This is a genomic window from Streptomyces sp. NPDC024687 (genome assembly GCF_055559055.1).
This window is the reverse complement of the sequence record NZ_JBVHLJ010000011.1, coordinates 245843-262764: the sequence shown is the minus strand read 5'-3', so window position 1 is coordinate 262764 and position 16922 is coordinate 245843. Positions and strand designations below refer to the sequence as shown.

General features: G+C 70.3%; 16 protein-coding genes and 1 pseudogene. 9 read left to right on the top strand and 8 right to left on the bottom strand.

Annotated features, from left to right (window positions below; all coding sequences use genetic code 11):
* Positions 1–12 precede the first annotated feature (12 nt).
* From ACZ39I_RS35195 to ACZ39I_RS35175, 5 genes and pseudogenes are all read right to left on the bottom strand, one after another.
* Positions 13–1311, bottom strand: coding sequence for a poly(ethylene terephthalate) hydrolase family protein (locus tag ACZ39I_RS35195; protein WP_467248967.1), 1299 nt, complete (start codon positions 1309–1311; stop codon positions 13–15).
* A 199-nt stretch (positions 1312–1510) separates the two neighbouring features.
* On the bottom strand, positions 1511–2536 hold the full coding sequence (locus tag ACZ39I_RS35190) for a glycoside hydrolase family 5 protein (RefSeq protein ID WP_467248966.1): 1026 nt from the start codon (positions 2534–2536) through the stop codon (positions 1511–1513).
* Positions 2537–2723: 187 nt separating this feature from the next.
* Positions 2724–3437: pseudogene (locus ACZ39I_RS35185) on the bottom strand (SGNH/GDSL hydrolase family protein); the annotation flags it as partial.
* Positions 3438–3914: 477 nt separating this feature from the next.
* On the bottom strand, positions 3915–5072 hold the full coding sequence (solA, locus tag ACZ39I_RS35180; protein ID WP_467248965.1) for an N-methyl-L-tryptophan oxidase: 1158 nt from the start codon (positions 5070–5072) through the stop codon (positions 3915–3917).
* A gap of 51 nt (positions 5073–5123) precedes the next feature.
* Positions 5124–5993, bottom strand: a complete 870-nt coding sequence (locus ACZ39I_RS35175; protein WP_467248964.1) for a helix-turn-helix domain-containing protein — start codon at positions 5991–5993, stop codon at positions 5124–5126.
* A 183-nt stretch (positions 5994–6176) separates the two neighbouring features.
* On the opposite strand from ACZ39I_RS35175, the gene ACZ39I_RS35170 reads away from it, so the two are divergent.
* The 9 genes from ACZ39I_RS35170 (at position 6177) to ACZ39I_RS35130 (ending at position 15338) form a co-directional block, all read left to right on the top strand.
* On the top strand, positions 6177–7193 hold the full coding sequence (locus ACZ39I_RS35170; protein ID WP_467248963.1) for a zinc-dependent alcohol dehydrogenase family protein: 1017 nt from the start codon (positions 6177–6179) through the stop codon (positions 7191–7193).
* 83 nt (positions 7194–7276) lie between these two features.
* Complete coding sequence (locus tag ACZ39I_RS35165; RefSeq protein WP_467248962.1) at positions 7277–7942, top strand: SDR family NAD(P)-dependent oxidoreductase; 666 nt, start codon at positions 7277–7279, stop codon at positions 7940–7942.
* Positions 7943–7956: 14 nt separating this feature from the next.
* Positions 7957–8487: a cyclophilin-like fold protein gene (locus tag ACZ39I_RS35160; RefSeq protein WP_467248961.1), complete on the top strand. Its 531-nt coding sequence runs from the start codon at positions 7957–7959 to the stop codon at positions 8485–8487.
* A 169-nt stretch (positions 8488–8656) separates the two neighbouring features.
* A complete protein-coding gene (locus ACZ39I_RS35155; protein WP_467248960.1) occupies positions 8657–9913 on the top strand; it encodes an MFS transporter in 1257 nt (418 codons plus the stop codon).
* Between the two features lie 67 nt (positions 9914–9980).
* Positions 9981–10748: an SDR family NAD(P)-dependent oxidoreductase gene (locus tag ACZ39I_RS35150; protein ID WP_467248959.1), complete on the top strand. Its 768-nt coding sequence runs from the start codon at positions 9981–9983 to the stop codon at positions 10746–10748.
* A 36-nt stretch (positions 10749–10784) separates the two neighbouring features.
* Positions 10785–11198, top strand: coding sequence for a (R)-mandelonitrile lyase (locus tag ACZ39I_RS35145; RefSeq protein WP_467248958.1), 414 nt, complete (start codon positions 10785–10787; stop codon positions 11196–11198).
* 305 nt (positions 11199–11503) lie between these two features.
* On the top strand, positions 11504–12154 hold the full coding sequence (locus tag ACZ39I_RS35140; protein WP_467248957.1) for a 2Fe-2S iron-sulfur cluster-binding protein: 651 nt from the start codon (positions 11504–11506) through the stop codon (positions 12152–12154).
* An 11-nt stretch (positions 12155–12165) separates the two neighbouring features.
* Complete coding sequence (locus ACZ39I_RS35135; RefSeq protein ID WP_467248956.1) at positions 12166–13146, top strand: FAD binding domain-containing protein; 981 nt, start codon at positions 12166–12168, stop codon at positions 13144–13146.
* Entirely contained in the window at positions 13143–15338 is a 2196-nt protein-coding gene (locus tag ACZ39I_RS35130; protein WP_467248955.1) for a xanthine dehydrogenase family protein molybdopterin-binding subunit, read from the top strand. Before ACZ39I_RS35135 ends, ACZ39I_RS35130 begins: the two co-directional genes overlap by 4 nt.
* 180 nt (positions 15339–15518) lie before the next feature.
* On the opposite strand, the gene ACZ39I_RS35125 is transcribed toward ACZ39I_RS35130, so the two are convergent.
* The 3 genes from ACZ39I_RS35125 to ACZ39I_RS35115 form a co-directional block, all read right to left on the bottom strand.
* Positions 15519–15992, bottom strand: coding sequence for an MFS transporter (locus ACZ39I_RS35125; RefSeq protein ID WP_467248954.1), 474 nt, complete (start codon positions 15990–15992; stop codon positions 15519–15521).
* Between the two features lie 16 nt (positions 15993–16008).
* Positions 16009–16539 carry a DUF6584 family protein gene (locus ACZ39I_RS35120; protein ID WP_467248953.1) on the bottom strand — a complete coding sequence of 177 codons (531 nt, stop codon included), beginning with the start codon at positions 16537–16539 and terminating at the stop codon, positions 16009–16011.
* Positions 16540–16623: 84 nt separating this feature from the next.
* A complete protein-coding gene (locus tag ACZ39I_RS35115; RefSeq protein ID WP_467248952.1) occupies positions 16624–16899 on the bottom strand; it encodes an SHOCT domain-containing protein in 276 nt (91 codons plus the stop codon).
* Between the last annotated feature and the right edge of the window lie 23 nt (positions 16900–16922).

Here is a 16922-nt window from a genome sequence, read left to right as displayed (position 1 = left end):
GCTGTGTCTTCGTTAGCGGACGGTCCAGCGCTGAGTGGACGCGCCGTTGCAGTTCCCCAGGACGGTCTGGGCGCCGTTCCCGGTGGCGCCGCTGTTCGTGTCCAGGCACAGCCCGGAGCCGACGCTGGTGATGGTGCCGTTGGTGTTGACGTTCCAGCGCTGGTTCTGCCCGCCGTGGCAGTCCCAGATGATGACCCGGGTACCGGTGGCCGTTCCCGAGCCCTCGGCGTCCAGGCACTTGCCGCCGTACACGCGCAGTTCCCCGGCGTCGGTGCGCGCCCACTTCTGGTTGACGTTGCCCGAGCAGTCCCACAGCTGGACCTGGACGCCGTTCGTCTGCGACGCGTTCGGTACGTCCAGGCAGCGGCCCGAGCCGGCGCCGACGATCTGTCCCCCGCCCGGCGGCGGAGTGGTCGTTCCGCCCGGCGGCACGTACGGGCACTTGGTCTGGGACCGGGAGATTCCACTGCTGTCCGCCAGTGACGGGCACAGGAACTGCGTGTAGCGGGTGTCGTTGTCGAGGAAGATCTTCAGCCAGGGGATCGTACGACGCGTCACGCTGGAGTTCCCCCAGGTGGGGAAGCCGTGGCCGCCGCTGGTGAGCTCTATGTAGGCGCTCTGGGTGGCGGACGGCATGCTGCCGTAGAGCCCGTTGAGGTAGGAGGAAGTGACCGTGCCGTCGTCCCGTGCGCCCATGATCATCGTGGGCACGCGCAGGCTGGACAGGTTCTGCGAGGGAGAGAAGGGCGCGAACGGCACGGCTGCCTTCAGTGACGGTCGGCGTTCGGCCGCGCTGATGGCGCCGCCACCGCCCATGGAATGGCCGAGCACGCCCAGCCGGTCGGGGTCGACGCGGTCGCGCACCGGGCTCTTCTGGGTGAGGTAGTCCAGGGCTGCGAGGAGCTGGGTGCCGCGGGCGGTGTCGTAGTCGTTGGGGCTGTTGGTGTCGATGCCGATGACGACGAACCCGAAGGACGCGAGCCAAGGTCCCATCCACGCGCCTTCGGCAGCCCACTTGGCGGTGTAGCCGGGCACGGCGGCCACCGCACCCCACGTGCCCAGAGAGGTGTCCGTCGGGTAGTAGATCTTCCCGCCGTTGAAGCCGTTGCCGGGCGGCACGGCCACCTCGGCGGTCGCGAACGTGCCCCGCTGGGCCGCAACGCTGCTGACGGTGGGAGCCGGTCCCCGCTCGTACGGGTTGGCCGCGGCCGTGGGCGATTGCGCCGATGCCGGCTGGATCGCAGCCAGTGCGGTCATCAGGCCGGTCACGGCCGCGAGCACAGCGGCCTTCAAGGTGACGGTCCTGCTCACGGTCCTGCTCCTCCTGCGGAATCCCTTCGGGCGGGTACGGGCGTCGCGGGAATCCGGGACGTCGATGATGCTCGTGTGCATCGTCCTGTTCCTCCATGCCTTTGTCGTGGCTGCGGGAGTCGCGCCGAACCGGCGACGGCCTATGGCATACGCATATGGCGTGCGCATGACAGCCGCCAAGCCGTAGGGCCGAGTTGCCTCAGCGGGAGCGCTGGGCAACGGCCGGGGGAGTGGTGCCCGTGGCGCCGGTGGAGAAGACCGCGGCCTCCTTGGCGGTGGCAGCAATGCCGTTCGTCCCGTTGAAGAGGCGCCGGCCCCAACTGGTGAGCTGGTTGGGGTCGAAGCCGGTGGCCAGGTCCAGGTACTGCACATCGCTGCTGTTGCCGCTCCATGACCAGCCCAGGTAACCGATGCGCAGTCGCTGCGCGGCAGCCAGGATGGCGTCCTCGTCGGGATTGCCGTCCGAGTGGTTGTGGCCGAACTCGCCTACCACGATGGGGAGTTTCGCGGCCACGAAACGGTTCAGGTAGTCGTCGACCTTCGCGGCCGTGTTGAAGACGCCGTACATGTGGACCGAGAACACCGTGTTGCGGTCCGGGTCGGCGGCGAACACCGACGCGGCGTTGTCGCGCATCGTGAACGCCCAGTCCTGACCCCAGTTGGGCGCGTCCACCATCAGCGTGTGGCTGAACCCGGCGCTCCGCAGCTTCTGGACGGCGGCCTTCGTGTCGGCGGTCCACCGTGTGTAGTTGCCGTTTCCGTACGGCTCGTTGCCGATGTTGACGATGACGTACTTCTCCTGGCCGGCCAGGGCACTCTTCACGCTGATCCAGTAGTCGGCGGCGCGGGAGAGGGTGATCGCACCGCTCTGGTCGCCGTAGCCCGTGGTGTCGTGCACTTCCAGGACGCAGATGAGCCGGTTCTGCTTGCACTGGGCGACGACGTTGGCCACGTCGGCGGCGGTGTTGCGAGTCCAGCGGTCACCGCTGGCGAGGACGACTCGGACGGTGTTGGCACCCTTGGCCTTGATGTGGGAGAGGGAGCTGATCCGGTTCGGGTACCAGGTGTGGGCGTGGTTGACGCCCCGCATCACGAAGTCGTTGCCGGACGCTTCCAGCAGCCTGCCGTTCTGGACGCGGAAGCCACTGGGCGCGGCCTGGGCCGGGGAGGCGAGACCGAGCAGGGGGACGAGGAGAGCCAGGAGGGCTGCCAGGACAGCGGCCATTCGTGTGGCGGTTCGGGTGCGGACTCGCATGGTGGCGGCTCCGAGAGGGGAAGGGGTGTGCTCAGGTGGTCAGGTGGTGTGGGTCGTGTCGTGCGGCTGACTGGGGCGGCTCGTGCCGTGAGGAGGCGGCCCCATCAGCGGCCGGGCAGGCGGCCATAGGTGTCCGGGCCGCTCGGCACCCCGTTCACAGCAGAGGGGCGAGGGCGGGATACCAGCGGGCGGCGATCTTCGTGTTGCCGGAGGTGGAGGGGTGTACCCCGTCGTAGGTGTCATTCGACGTGTTGAAGCCCGTCCACTGGTCGACCACGGTCACGGGAGAGCGGCTCGTACTGGTCGCCCGGGCCCAGCCGGGGATCCGCGCATTCAGGTCGACCACTCGCCCGGCACAGCCGGTGCAGTTGGAGGGATTCATCGGAATGATCTGTGCGACCAGGATCTTCATGTTCGGGTTGGACGCCCGCATCTGTGTCACCAGCTTGGTGTAAGCGGCGAGGATGCGGTCGGGCGCGATGCTGCTCCAGACGTCGTTCGTGCCGAAGTGCATGACAACGATGTCGGGACGGGTGGTGGAGAGGCGGGCAGGCAGCAGGTTCTGGTTTGCCACGTTGGTCACGAGTTCACCGCCGTGACCTTCGTTGTCGCCGTCGAACGACTGGGGGCAGCCCTGCTCCTTGAGGGTGCCGACGAAGTCGATGTTCGCGTGCCCGCTGCTGCGCAGGCGGTTCCACAGCACCGCCCGCCAGCAGCCGGGGGAGCCGGTGATCGAGTCACCCAGCGGCATGATGCGTACGGGGGTCGCTGCGGGAGCGGCGGCGACCGCGGGAGCGAGGGTCCCGCCGAGGGCGAGCAGAAGCAGAGTCAGGAGAATCCGCAACAACGGTAAGTGCGGGGTGCTGCGCATGTCGGTTCCTTCCTGTTCGAGCAGGGAGCGCCATGAGGCCGACGGCGTACTGGGTGACATGGGGCGGCGGGGTGATACGTCTGCCGGTCAGTACGACGGCGATGACGCGGCCGACCAATTCGCTTGCGACAACCGGATCGCTCTCCGCGCTGATGGCACGATGCCGAGGCGTGAGTCGGTCATGAAGGTCTCCGATGCGTGGGGGGTGCCGAGTGAACCGGTGCCTGTCAGGATCGCTCGGACGTGCATGGGAACGCTCCCACGGAGATTAGGAAGGGCCCCAAGGCGTCGTCAAGGAGTCTGTCGAAACCCGACGTCAGGCATGCCGATGATTGCCGGGTCGCCACATACTTCGAAAACCGCGTGATGCGTCGACTATTGAACGATCTCAAGCAGTAATGCGAGATCTTTGGGACTTACCGGCACGCGTATTGAATGCGGTCACGTTGAATTCGGTCACGCCCTTGAAGGGATTCGTCAGCTCTCGACGGTGTCGAAGCGTCGTACGTCGAAAGCGGCGATCGGGTGGGCCGTGGAGCCCTCGGCGGCCAGGTCGGCGATGATCTCGCCGATGACCGGAACGAACTTGAAGCCGTGCCCGGAGAAGCCGCAGGCGATCGTCACCTGGGGATGCTGTGGATGGGCGGACAGCACGAAGTGCTCGTCGGGGGTGAGCGTGTAGGTGCAGGCGGCGCCCGTCAGGAATCGTCCCTCGGCCAGCGCGGGGATCCGCGGACGCAGATACGCGCGCATCGCCTCGACCTCCTCCGGATGGATCTCCCGGTCGAGCTCGTCCGGGTCGGCGGGGGAGCCCACGGTGTGGAAGGCGACCTTGGCGCCGCCGTCCGGGCCGTCGAGCGCGGGGAAGCCGTAGATGTCGGTGCCGTCGCGGTCCTCCCAGACGTAGACCGGATGCCGGTCCGCAGTGAAGGGCGCGGTGCCGCCCCGGGGAGCGAACCAGTACATGACACGCCGCTCCACGTGCACCGGGACATCGATGCCCCGCAGGAGCCGGGACGCCCACGCGCCCGGGGCGATGACCAGTCGGTCCGCCACATACGTCCCCTTCGCCGTGGTGACCCGGGCGTTGCCGGGGGAGTCGATCTGCCAGCTGCGGACGGGCTCCTCGAAGCGCAGATCGGCGCCGTGCCGTGCGGCCAGGTCGAGGTGGGCCGAGACGGTGAGTTCGGGCCGGGCCACGCCGGCCTCGCGCTCGTAGAACGCCACCTCGTCGTCGGCGGGGGTGAAGGTGGGGAAGCGGCGGCGGAGCTCGGTCGTGTCGAGCATCTCGTGGGCCAGTCCCCAGTCCTGGGCGCTGCGGACGCTTCCGGCGACCATCGGGCTGTCCTGCGGTCCGATGACCAGCCCTCCGGTGGTCGTGAACACCTCCTGGCCGCAGTCCGCGGCAAGTTGGTGCCACAACTCGCGGGAACGCAACAGCAGGGGTACGTAGCCGGAGCCCTCGGCGTAGCTCTGCCGGTAGATGCGCGAGCCGCCGTGGCTGGCCCCGAGAGCGTGGGCGGGGCGGAACTGTTCCAGCCCGAGGACCCGCTTGCCTCGCCCGGCCAGGTGGTAGGCAGCGGCGCTGCCCATGCCACCGAGTCCGATCACGATGACGTCGTAGGGGGCTGTCATTGTCGACTCCTCAGAATGTCACTTTTGACGGACCGAATGAGCCCGTCGCGGTCAGCCGGCGGGGGAGGAGGCGGGCAGGTCCTGGTCGGCGGCCCAGGAGGCCAGGATGCGCAGGCGTTCGTGGGTGGGGGAGCCGGGCTCGGCGGTCCAGACGGTCAGATTCTGGTCGGGGTCCGTGTTGGCGGTGAGGGTGTCCCAGTCCAGGACGAGTTCGCCGACGACGGGATGGTTGAGGGTCTTCGTGCCCACGGTGCGGGCGGCGACATGGTGATCGCCCCACCAGCGGGCGAACTGCTTGTCGCGCAGGGACAGTTCACCGACCAGTTCGATCAGGCGGGGGTCCTCGGGGTACTTCGCCGCCTCCATGCGCAGTTGGGCGACGGCGATGTGCGCGGAGGTCTCCCAGTCGGCGTACAGGTTGCGCATGGCGGGAGTGGTGAAGATGATCCGCGGATAGTTGCGGTGTTTTTCCGGGATGCGGGAGAAGTCGGTGACCAGGGCGGCGGCCAGGGCGTTCCAGGCGAGGATGTCCCCGCGCCGGCCCTGCACGATGGCCGGGGTGGCGGTGAGGTCGTCCAGGACCCGCTGCAACTGCGGCTGGACCTTCTGCCGGCCGCGGCGCCGGGTGCGGTTGGTGGTCTTGCCGGCGAGCTGGAAGAGGTAACCGCGCTCGTCGTCGTCCAGGTGGAGCACCCGGGCGAGGACATCCAGCACGGGCGCCGACGCCTGCATACGGCCCTGCTCCAGGCGGGTGTAGTAGTCGGTGCTGATGCTGGCGAGCTGGGCGACCTCCTCGCGGCGCAGCCCCTCCACCCGGCGGGGCTTGCCCGTCTCGGGCAGGCCGACCGTGCGCGGGCTCAGCTCGGAGCGGCGCTTCTTGAGGAATTCTCCCAGCTCATTGAGGGGAACGTAGGCGGTCATGCTTCCCAGGATGGCATCGATCGCACCTGGATATGGGGGGAGAATTTCCTCCCAGGATGTTTCCCTCCCGGGATATTTCTCTCCGCTTTTCGCGCCTGCCCTCGCGTGTGAGGCTCGATCATGAGCAGTCGCGTTCCTCACGGCGGCTGCGGCTCACCGATCCCCGCACCGAAGGAAGACCCCATGCGCGGAGCAGTCATTCACGCCCCCGGCGATGTGCGCTTCGAGACCCTGGACGACCCGAAGATCCTCACGCCGACCGACGCCGTCATCCGTACGGCCGCCACCTGTGTGTGCGGCTCGGACCTGTGGCCGTATCGCGGCGCGGAACCGATCGGCGACCCGCACCCGATGGGGCACGAGTACGTCGGCATCGTCGAGGAGGTCGGCAGCGAGGTCACCAACGTCAGGCCGGGCCAGTTCGTCGTCGGTTCCTTCGCCACCTCGGACAACACCTGCGTGAACTGCCGGGGCGGCTGGCAGTCCTCCTGTCTGAACCGCGAGTTCATGAGCACCTGCCAGGCCGACCACGTGCGCATCCCCAACGCCCACGGCACCCTCGTCGCCACCGACGAGCTCCCGGACGCGGAGCTGCTTCCTAGCCTGCTCGCCGTCTCGGACGTGATGGGCACCGGCTGGTACGCCGCCCTCGCCGCCGAGGTCAAGCCCGGCTCGACGGCCGTGGTGGTCGGCGACGGAGCGGTCGGCCTGTGCGGTGTCATCGCCGCCAAGGAACTCGGTGCGGAGCGGATCATCGCCATGTCCCGGCACGAGTCCCGGCAGAGGCTCGCCCTCGAGTTCGGCGCCACCGACATCATCAGCGAGCGCGGCGACGAAGGCATCACCCGCGTCAAGGACCTCACCGGTGGCATCGGCGCCGACTCCGTGCTGGAGTGCGTCGGTACCGCCGAGTCCATGCGGCAGGCCCTGCACTCCACCCGCCCCGGCGGCAACGTCGGCTTCGTCGGAGTCCCCCACGAGGTCTCGATCGACGGCCAGGAGCTGTTCTTCTCCCAGGTCGGCCTGCGCGGCGGCCCGGCCCCCGTGCGCCGCTACCTGCCCGACCTGATCGACCTCGTCCTGACCGGCCGGATCAACCCGGGCAAGGTCTTCGACCTCACCCTGCCCCTGGACCAGGTCGCCGAAGGCTACAAGGCCATGGACGAGCGCCGCGCCATCAAGACCCTGCTCAAGCCCTGAGCACGGACGCGTCCACACCCGGGGCCGCACCGACGCGGTGCGGCCGCAGGGCCGGCAACCACCCCGCTCGCACAAGGACTGACATGACGACCTTCGCCCTCATCGGTGCCGGACCCGGCCTCGGGCTCGCCACCGCCCGGCGCTTCGGAGCCGCCGGCCACACCGTCGCCCTCATCGCCCGCGACGCGCAGAAGCTGGACGGTCTGACGGCCGACCTCGCCCGTGACGACGTCCAGGCGCGCGGCTACCCGGCCGATGTCCTCGACATCGAGTCCCTGACCGCGGCCCTGTACGCGGCCGCGGCCGACCTGGGCACCGTCGAGATCCTCCAGTACAGCCCCGTGCCCCGCGCCGACTTCATGAAGCCCGTCCTCGACACGAGCGCCGACGACCTGGACGCCCCGCTCGCCTTCTCCGTCAAGGGCCCCGTCACCGCGGTGAACGCCGTCCTGCCCGGCATGCGCGAACTCGGCCGCGGCACACTGCTGTTCGTCAACGGCTCCAGCGCCGTACGCCCCAATCCGAGAGTCGCGGGCACCTCGATCGCCTTCGCCGCCGAGAGCGCCTACGCCCGCATGCTGCACGACACCCTCGCCCCGGAGAACATCCACGCCGCCCAGCTGATCATCCCCGGAGCGATCCGGCCCGACGCCGAGCACAGCAGCCCCGACGTGCTGGCCGAGCGCCTGTACGACCTCCACGCCGAGCGGGACGGCTTCCGCCACTACGCCGAGCCCCTGCCCGACTGACGCCCGGACGACACATGAACTCGGCCACCCTCCGCGCCGTCGCCCGTGCCGCCGCGGCCACCGCTGTCCTGCTGGCAGCGGCGGCCTGCGGCGACACCTCACCGGCCGCCCCGCACAAGACATCCTCCGCGTCCTCCGCCCGACAGCACACACCGACGGCCGGGGCACGCACCACACCGTCCGACAGGAACACCGCCATGGACATCCGGGTCACCCTCGACGGCCGCCCCGTCGACGCCGCCCTGAACGACAGCCCGGCTGCCGGTGACTTCGCCGAACTGCTCCCGCTCACCCTGGATCTGAAGGACTTCCACCGGACGGAGCGGATCGCCGACCTGCCGCGCAAGCTGACCACCTCGGGCGCTCCCGAGCCCCGCGCGCCGAAGGTCGGCGACCTGACCTACTACGCGCCGTGGGGCAACCTGGCCCTCTTCCACCGCGACGGCGACTCCGCCAACGCCGACCTGCTCATCCTCGGCCACATCGACGCCGACGCCGACCGGCTTGCCGGGGCCGACCGGATCACCATCGAAGCCGCCCCCTGACCCGCACCCCTCGTTCGTCCCCACATGAAGGGGGGAGGAGATCCTCCCCTTTTCGTCCGGTTCGCCGCATGGGACCGTCGAAGACGCGGCCGCGCCGTCCACTGTCCGCCCCGACGGCTTCCGCTGCCACCACGAACCCCCGATGTCCACGCAAGGAGAGACCACACGTATGCCTTCCGCATCCGGGACCACCCCCGGCAAGCTCCCCTTCGTCGTCTGGGTGCTCGCTGCCGGCACGTTCCTGATGGGGACCACCGAGTTCGTCGTCGCCGGTCTGCTGCCGGAGCTGGCCGATGACCTCGGAGTCAGCGTCTCCCATGCCGGCCTGCTGATCACCGCCTTCGCCATCGGCATGATCGTCGGAGCGCCGACCATGGCCATGGCGACCCTGCGCCTTCCCCAGCGCCGGACGCTGATCCTCGCCCTGTCCGTGTTCTGCCTCGGACATCTGGTCGCCGCCCTCAGCACCTCCTTCACGATCGTCCTCGCCGCCCGCGTCGTCACCGCCCTGGCCACCGGAGCGTTCTGGTCCGTGGGCTTCGTCGTCGCCACCACCGCCGCGGGACCGCACAACGCCACCCGCGCCACGGGCGTCATGATCGGCGGCCTGACCCTGGCCAACGTCGTCGGCGTGCCGATCGGCTCCTTCGCCGGCCAGTTCACCGGCTGGCGCGGCCCCTTCTGGGCCCTGGCCGCCCTCTCCGGGCTCGCCGCCGTCTCCATCGGCCGCTTCATCCCGGCCCGGGAGCAGCGCGTCGAGGTGTCCCTGCGGGCCGAGGTCCGGGCCCTGCGGCAGGGCCGGCTGTGGCTGGCGCTGGGCGCCGCGATGCTCATCATGGGCGGGGTCCTGGCGACGTACACCTACGTCACGCCGCTGCTGACCGACCGCGCGGGCATCCCGGCAGGCGCCGTACCGCTCGTCCTGATCGCGTTCGGCGTGGGCGCCCTGTGCGGCACCACCACGGGCGGCCGCCTGGGTGACCGGCGTCCGATGTCCACCACCATCACGGCCGCCGCGGCCACCGCCCTGGTCCTGTTCCTGATGATCCCGCTGTCCGGCAACCCGGTCACGGCCACGCTCCTGGTCTTCCTCATGGGCCTGACCGGCTTCACGGTCAACCCGGTGGTCACCGCGCTGGCCATGCGTTTCGCGGGCGACGCGCCCACTCTCACCTCGGCGCTGACCACGTCCGCCTTCAACACCGGTATCGCCGCCGGTTCGCTGATCGCCGGTACGGCCCTGGACTCCTCCCTCGGCCTGACCGGGCCGCCCCTGGTCGGCACCGTCATCGCCGCCCTCACGCTGCTGCCGCTGATCGCCCTCGCCGTCCACGGCTCATCCGGCAAGGGCCGGATCGTGGCCCGCAGCAGCGCGTCCACGCGGGCGCGACGCGACGAGGCCGCGCAGGTGCCGTCGCAGCGCTGACTCGCGCCCGGATCCGCGCAGCGCCCACCGCCGTGCCCCACATCCCCCATCTGAAGGGACAACAGCAGTGAATCCCACCTACGACTTCACGGGCCAGGTCGCGCTTGTCACCGGGGCCGGTGCCGGCATGGGCCTGGCGACTGCCCGCGCGTTCGCCGAGTCCGGAGCCGCCGTCGCTCTCACCGACATCGACGAAGCGGCCCTGAACGCGGCCGCGAAGGAACTCACCGACGCCGGCCGCCAAGTGCTCGCCCTCACCTGCGACGTCAGTGACGAGGACCAGGTCGCCGCAGCGGTCGACCGCACCGTGGAGACCTTCGGCCGCCTGGACATGGCCTACAACAACGCCGGAATCCAGATCCCGCCCAGCGACGCCGCCGACGAACCCGCCGAACGGTTCGACCGCGTCAACGCCATCAACCTGCGCGGTGTGTGGGCGTGCATGAAGCACGAGCTGCGGCACATGCGCGCGCAGGGCAGTGGCGCCATCGTCAACTGCTCCTCCCTCGGCGGCCTGGTCGGCCTCCCGGGACGGGCCTCCTACCATGCCTCCAAACACGGCGTCATCGGCCTGACGAGCAGCGCGGCCCTCGAATACGCCCCGCGCGGCATTCGCGTCAACGCCATCTGCCCGGGCACGATCGACACCCCCATGGTCAGCGACATGATCGCCAAGGGCGAGCTCGACCGCGCGGAGGCCGAGGCCAACCAGCCCATCAACCGGCTCGGCACCGCCGAGGAGATCGCCCAGGCGGTCCTGTGGCTGTGCAGCCCCGGAGCGGGTTTCGTCGTGGGCGTCGCCCTCCCTGTGGACGGTGGCTACGTCGCCCGCTGACAACAGCCCACGCATCAAGGAGAGTTGAGAGACATCATGGAATTCATCAAGGCGCAGCCCAGCAGCAAGGCCCCGGCGGACTGGTTCACCGGCGATGTGTGGTGGGACGTCATCGTGGCGGGCCAGGAGCCGTCCCGGATGCGTGCCAACCTGGTCCGCTTCTCGCCGGGCGCCCGCACCAACTGGCACTCCCACGCCGTGGGCCAGACCCTGCACGTCGTTTCCGGCGTCGCCCTGATCGGCACCCGGGACGGCACCGTCTTCGAGGGCCACCCCGGCGAGACCGTCGCGTGTCCGCCGGACGAGGAGCACTGGCACGGTGCCGTCCCCGACCGGTTCATGGAGCACATCGCCCTGTGGGAGGGCACGGCGGACGGCACTCCCGAGACCACGTGGGCCGAGCCGGTCACCGACCAGCAGTACAACGGCCTCCGCACCCGCGACCAGTAGCCCCGGCCCGGCCCGTCCCACCCGCATGCGGGCCCGCTCACGACGTCACGGCTTCCCGGACAGGGCCGCCTGCCCTGTTTCGCGCGCAAGTGCCCCCGACGACGTCGGCCAGTCGCCTCCGACGGAGCCTGAAGGGGGGAGAAAAGTCTCCCTGCCACGACAGTTGCCGGTGGTGCAAGACTCCCCAGGTGCCCAGTAGCCGCTGCCCGAGCACGCGGTTGCCGGCTTTCCAGCGGTGACGACGATCCACTCGCGCGTCCCGCTGATGTGTACGGCCGATCCGTCCGCGATCCGAAGGCGTACGTATGTCAACTGAACTCCCCGAGTTCGCCGTTCCACCCCCCACCCGGGCCGGCGAATCCTCCCCGGCGCCCACGCGGCGCACCTTCCTCGCCACGAGTACCGCGGTCGGCGGCGCCGTTGTCGCGGGGAGCGTCGTAGGAGGGACCTCCCTCATCGGCGCGGAAGGGGCGGCAGCCGCCGAACGGCCGTCGTCCAGCCGTGTGTCCCTGGCGGTGAACGGCACGCGTCGGACGGTGACGGTCGACAATCGCACCTCGCTGCTGGACCTGTTGCGCGAGCACCTCGACCTGACCGGGTCGAAGAAGGGCTGCAACGCGGGGGCCTGCGGGGCGTGCACCGTGCTGGTCGACGGGCAGCGGGTCAACTCCTGTCTGACCCTGGCGGTCCGGCTGGAGGGTGCCGAGGTCACCACCATCGAGGGACTGGCCGAGGGGGATCAACTGCACCCGCTGCAGCAGGCGTTCATCGACGAGGACGCCTTCCAGTGCGGCTACTGCACCCCGGGCCAGATCGTCTCCGGGGTGGGCTGCGTCCAGGAGGGCCACACCAATTCGCCGGAGGAGATCCGGGAGTGGATGAGCGGCAACATCTGCCGCTGCGGCTGTTACGTCAAGATCGTGCGCGCGGTCGAGCAGACCGCCGCCCGCAAGTAAGGAGCGGCCCCATGCACCCCTTCACCTACGCCCGCGCCTCCGACACCCGCGAAGCCCTCAACGCCGGGCGCGCGGGCGGCCGTTACATCGCCGGCGGCACCACCCTCGTCGACCTGATGCGCGAGACCGTCGAGCGCCCCGACAGCCTGGTCGACATCAGCGCCCTGCCCCTGAGCGAGATCACCGCCACCGAGCGTGGCGGCCTGCGGGTCGGCGCCCTGGTGACCATGTCCGAGGCCGCCGCCCACGCCAAGGTGCGCACCCTGTATCCCGTCGTCTCCGAGGCGCTGGAACTGAGCGCCTCGGCGCAACTGCGGAACATGGCCACCATCGGCGGCAACATCATGCAGCGCACCCGGTGCACCTACTTCCGGGACGTGACCGCCGACTGCAACAAACGCGAGCCCGGCTCCGGTTGCGCCGCGCTGCACGGAGTCAACCGCACGCACGCCATCCTCGGCACCTCCGACGCCTGCGTGGCCACCCACCCGTCGGATGCCGCCGTGGCCTTCGCCGCCCTGGAGGCACGGGTGCACCTGCTGGGCCCGGACGGAGCACGCCAAGTCCCCTTCGCCGAATTCCTGTTGCGGCCCGGCCGCACACCACAGCGTGAACAGGCTCTGCGCAAGGGAGAGTTGATCACGGCGGTGGAGATCCCCGCTCTTCCGCGCCCGCTCAGGTCCGGCTATCTGAAGGTCCGTGACCGGCAGTCGTACGAGTTCGCCCTGACGTCGGCGGCCGTCGCGCTGCACATCCGCGGCGGGGTCATCCGCGACGCCAAGGTCGCCGCCGGGGGAGTGGGCACCGTGCCCTGGAAACTGACCGCCGTCGAACAGCACCTCGTCGGGGAACGCCCCTCGGGGGCCCTGTGGTCGGCCGCTGCCGCGAAGGCGGCGGACGGGGCCCGTCCCCTGCAGCACAACCGCTTCAAGGTCGAGCTGCTCAAGCGCACCGTCGAACGCCAGCTGCGCGTCGTAGGAGGTGCCAAGTGAGCCCTCAGCCGCAAGCAGCCGTGGGTGCGCCGCTGTCCCGGGTCGACGGCCGGCTCAAGGTCACCGGACAGGCGTTGTACGCCGCCGAACACGACGTCGACGGAGTCGTGCACGCCGTCATCGTGGACGCGGCCATCGGCCGCGGTCGCATCACGTCGATCGACACCGGTGCCACCGAGGCCCTTCCGGGCGTACTGAAGGTGATCCACCACCGCAACGCGCCGAAGCTGCCGTACCGCGACAACTCGGGTTCGAACAATCCGCCCGGCAGGCGACTGCGCGTCTTCCAGGACGACGTTGTCCGCTTCCACGGCCAGCCGGTGGCCGTCGTGGTGGCCACCACCCTGGAGGCCGCACAGCACGGTGCGAGCCTGGTCGAGGTCGGTTACGACGCCGAACAGCCGTCGACCGACCTGACCGGAGCCGAGCCGGACGAGCCGACCCGATACGCACGCGGCGACGCCGAAGCGGCCCTGCGCTCGACCGCCGTACGACTGGACCTGACCTACCGCACGGCGCGCAACCACCACAACCCGATGGAGCCGCACGCCACCATCGCCCGCTGGAACGGCGCCAAGCTCACCGTCTGGGACAAGACCCAGTGGGTGGTGGGCACGCAGACCGAACTCGCGGCGGTGTTCGGCCTGGAGACGGACGCGGTGCGCGTCATCTCGCCGTTCGTGGGCGGCGGTTTCGGTACGGCGCTGCGCTGCTGGCCGCACGTGGTCGTCGCCGCGCTGGCCGCCCGCGAGGCGAAGCGCCCGGTCAAGCTGGTCCTGAGCCGGAAGCAGATGTATCTCGGTACCGGTTTCCGGCCCTCGTACGAGTACCGCCTGCGCCTCGGCAGCGACCGGCGGGGCCGACTGTCCGCAGCGGCCCACGAGTTGGACGCGGAGACGTCGTCGTACGAGACGTTCACCGAGTCCGTCCTTGCGGCCGGCCAGATGCTCTACAGCATGCCGAACGTGAGCCAGGCGTACCGGACGGTGCCGCTGGATCTGCCCACGCCGCTGTACATGCGCGGGCCCGGCTTCCAGACGGCCTCCTTCGTCATCGAGTCGGCCATGGACGAACTCGCCCACAAACTCGGCATCGATCCGATCGAGCTGCGCCGGCGCAACGAACCGGACGAGGACGAGTCGTCGGGCCTGCCGTTCTCCACCCGCCGGCTGCGGGAGTGCTACACGGTCGGCGCGCGCGAGTTCGGCTGGCACCGCCGCAACTCCGAGCCCCGCTCGACGCGTGAGGGCGACTGGCTGATCGGCAGGGGCATGGCCGCCGGCGTCTACGACACCGCCCGCATGCCGGCCCAGGCCCGGGCCCGCCTCGACGCCGACGGCACCGCGCTGGTCGAGGCCGCCGCCACCGACATGGGCCCGGGCACCTACACCTCCCAGACCCAGGTCGCCGCCGACGCCCTCGGGCTGACCGTGCGCATGGTCACCTTCCGGCTGGGGGACTCCCTCTACCCGCCGACCCCACCGCACGGCGGCTCGATGACCATGGCCAGCGTCGGCTCCGCCACCCTCGACGCCTGCAACAAGGTCCGCCGTCAGGCGATCCAACTGGCCGTCCAGGACCGCGAGTCACCGTTGTACGGGGTGGACGCCGGCGATGTCGTGGTGCGGGCCGGCCGACTGCACGTGAAGAACGACCCCACGCGCGGGGAGACGTACCGGCGGCTGCTGGCCCGCAACCACCGCACCCACCTGGAAGCGGACGGCTCCTTCGCACCCCCGTCGGGCCCGGAACGGCACTCCTTCTACGGCTACAACGCGACCTTCGCCGAGGTGGCCGTGGACGCGACCCTGGGCCTGGTGCGGGTGCGGCGCGTGCTCGGCGTGTACGACGCGGGCCGCATCATCAGCCCCAAGCTCGCCGACAGCCAGGCCCTGGGCGGCATGGTCGGCGGCATCGGCACGGCCCTGCTGGAGCACACGCTCACCGACCACCGCGACGGCCGGGTCGTCAACGCCAACCTCGCCGACTACCTCGTCCCCGTCAACGCCGACATCCCCGACCTCAAGGCGATCTACCTGGACGGCGAGGACCGCGAGGCCGACCCGATCGGCGTCAAGGGCCTCGGAGAGCTCGTGATGATCGGAGTGGCACCCGCCATCGCCAACGCGGTCTTCAACGCCACCGGCCGCCGCGTCCGTGAACTGCCCATCACCGCCGAGGCGTTGATCTGACCCAGCGCCCCTGCTCCTGCTCCTCCTCGGGGGAGTGCCCACCGCTTGTCCGGCAGCCTGCCTCTCCCCGTCCGGCTGCCGGACTCTCCAGGGCCGTCGCCGCAACGTCTGCCCGCGTCGCGGCGACGGCCTGCTTACCGTGGCGTGAGTGCCGCACCCGATCGACTGCTCTGCGGCAGCTCAAGGCTGAAGCTGAGGCTGAGTCTGCGGCCTCTCGGAGCGAGTGGCACGCATCAGCGCGAGTGCGCTCAGCGGTACGAGGGTGAGGGCGGCCGCCACCGTGCCGACCAGCGGAGGCCCGGCCTGCCCCAGTGGCGAGCTCAGGGTTACGCCCGCCGTCCAGGAGCCGACGGCGATGCCCACGTTGGGCACCGAGCCGCTGAGGCCGGAGACCCGGGTGGGCGCGGAACCGGCGAAGCGCAGGGCCAGCGCGCCGAGCACCGGGGTCGCGGCGAAGCCGGTCATCCCCATCAGTGTCACCAGGACGACGGCCGCCACGGGGATCGGGGAGAGGAAGGTCAACAACAGCAGCACCGGCCTGGTCGTGGCGCCGGCCGTGAGGAGCGTGGCGAGGGGGCGACGGTCACCCAGGCGCCCGCCGACCGTCGTGCCCAGCAGGGCACCCAGGCCATAGCCGGTCAGGACCAGGGGCACGGCTCCGTCCTTCGAGTCAGTCGAAGAGGGCAACCACTCCATTGACCCAGATCGCGAGGAACGCAAGGGCCCCCACCAGGCAGCCGACGCCCGCCAGCACGCCGCCGGCCGTCCACGGCTCGGAGGGCGTCTCCTCGTACGTCTCCCGCAGGCCGTCCCGGTAGGAGGCGGGGTCGTCCCAGTCGACGGGGCGCCCCAGCTCCTCGGCGCAGGCGGTCCGCACGGCGACCAGCTGCCGCTCCGCGAAGGAGGTGGCGGCCATGGCCTCGGGGCCGCGCCAGACGAGAGCCTTCATCCGCCGCGCAGGAGACTCGTGCCGCGCCTCGAAGGCGACGGTCTCGTCGGCGTGGCGGTCCTCTTCGAGGTACATCCAGCGTCCGGCCTCGGCGGCATCGCCGTAGAGCCGGTACACCTCGGCCAGACGCCGACGGAGCGTCAGGTCGTACGGGAAGGACGAGACGAGACCGCGCAAACGCTGGCGCGCGACGGGAACCCGGCCGGCAGCCAGGTCTGCATCGACTCGGGCAAGGGTCTCTCTCAGTGGCATGAACACATGATCGGGCGCCGCACTGCTCCGCGTCGACCTGGTTTGTCGCTCATCGCTCAGACAGGCCCGCCCCCGCAGGAGCGGTCAGGAGTCCAGAAGTTTGCGCTTCTGGTCCTCGAACTCGGCTTCGGTGAGGACGCCCCGTGTCTTCAGCTCGTCAAGCTGCTTCAGCTGTTCGATCTTGCTGGTCATGTCGGGGGCCTGCTGAGCCGCGGGCGACTCGGCAGGGTACGCCGGTTGCGGCGCGGGCTGCTGTGCCGCCCATCGCCCCTGCTGGCGGCGCGATACGCGGTTCGATACGGCGGTGGCGGTTCCGGCGACGACGGCCGTGCGGGCAACCCCTCGGAGGAGTCCAGGCATGGTGATCTCCCTTCTCGTTTCCC

Bases quoted from the DNA above. Each gene is read 5' to 3' on its own strand.
- ACZ39I_RS35170 (WP_467248963.1), top strand. From the start codon at position 6,177: ATGCGCGGAGCAGTCATTCACGCCCCCGGCGATGTGCGCTTCGAGACC.
- ACZ39I_RS35155 (WP_467248960.1), top strand. From the start codon at position 8,657: ATGCCTTCCGCATCCGGGACCACCCCCGGCAAGCTCCCCTTCGTCGTC.
- ACZ39I_RS35190 (WP_467248966.1), bottom strand. From the start codon at position 2,536: ATGGCCGCTGTCCTGGCAGCCCTCCTGGCTCTCCTCGTCCCCCTGCTC.
- ACZ39I_RS35160 (WP_467248961.1), top strand. From the start codon at position 7,957: ATGAACTCGGCCACCCTCCGCGCCGTCGCCCGTGCCGCCGCGGCCACC.
- ACZ39I_RS35135 (WP_467248956.1), top strand. From the start codon at position 12,166: ATGCACCCCTTCACCTACGCCCGCGCCTCCGACACCCGCGAAGCCCTC.
- solA (WP_467248965.1), bottom strand. From the start codon at position 5,072: ATGACAGCCCCCTACGACGTCATCGTGATCGGACTCGGTGGCATGGGC.
- ACZ39I_RS35175 (WP_467248964.1), bottom strand. From the start codon at position 5,993: ATGACCGCCTACGTTCCCCTCAATGAGCTGGGAGAATTCCTCAAGAAG.
- ACZ39I_RS35140 (WP_467248957.1), top strand. From the start codon at position 11,504: ATGTCAACTGAACTCCCCGAGTTCGCCGTTCCACCCCCCACCCGGGCC.
- ACZ39I_RS35145 (WP_467248958.1), top strand. From the start codon at position 10,785: ATGGAATTCATCAAGGCGCAGCCCAGCAGCAAGGCCCCGGCGGACTGG.
- ACZ39I_RS35115 (WP_467248952.1), bottom strand. From the start codon at position 16,899: ATGCCTGGACTCCTCCGAGGGGTTGCCCGCACGGCCGTCGTCGCCGGA.
- ACZ39I_RS35165 (WP_467248962.1), top strand. From the start codon at position 7,277: ATGACGACCTTCGCCCTCATCGGTGCCGGACCCGGCCTCGGGCTCGCC.
- ACZ39I_RS35120 (WP_467248953.1), bottom strand. From the start codon at position 16,539: ATGCCACTGAGAGAGACCCTTGCCCGAGTCGATGCAGACCTGGCTGCC.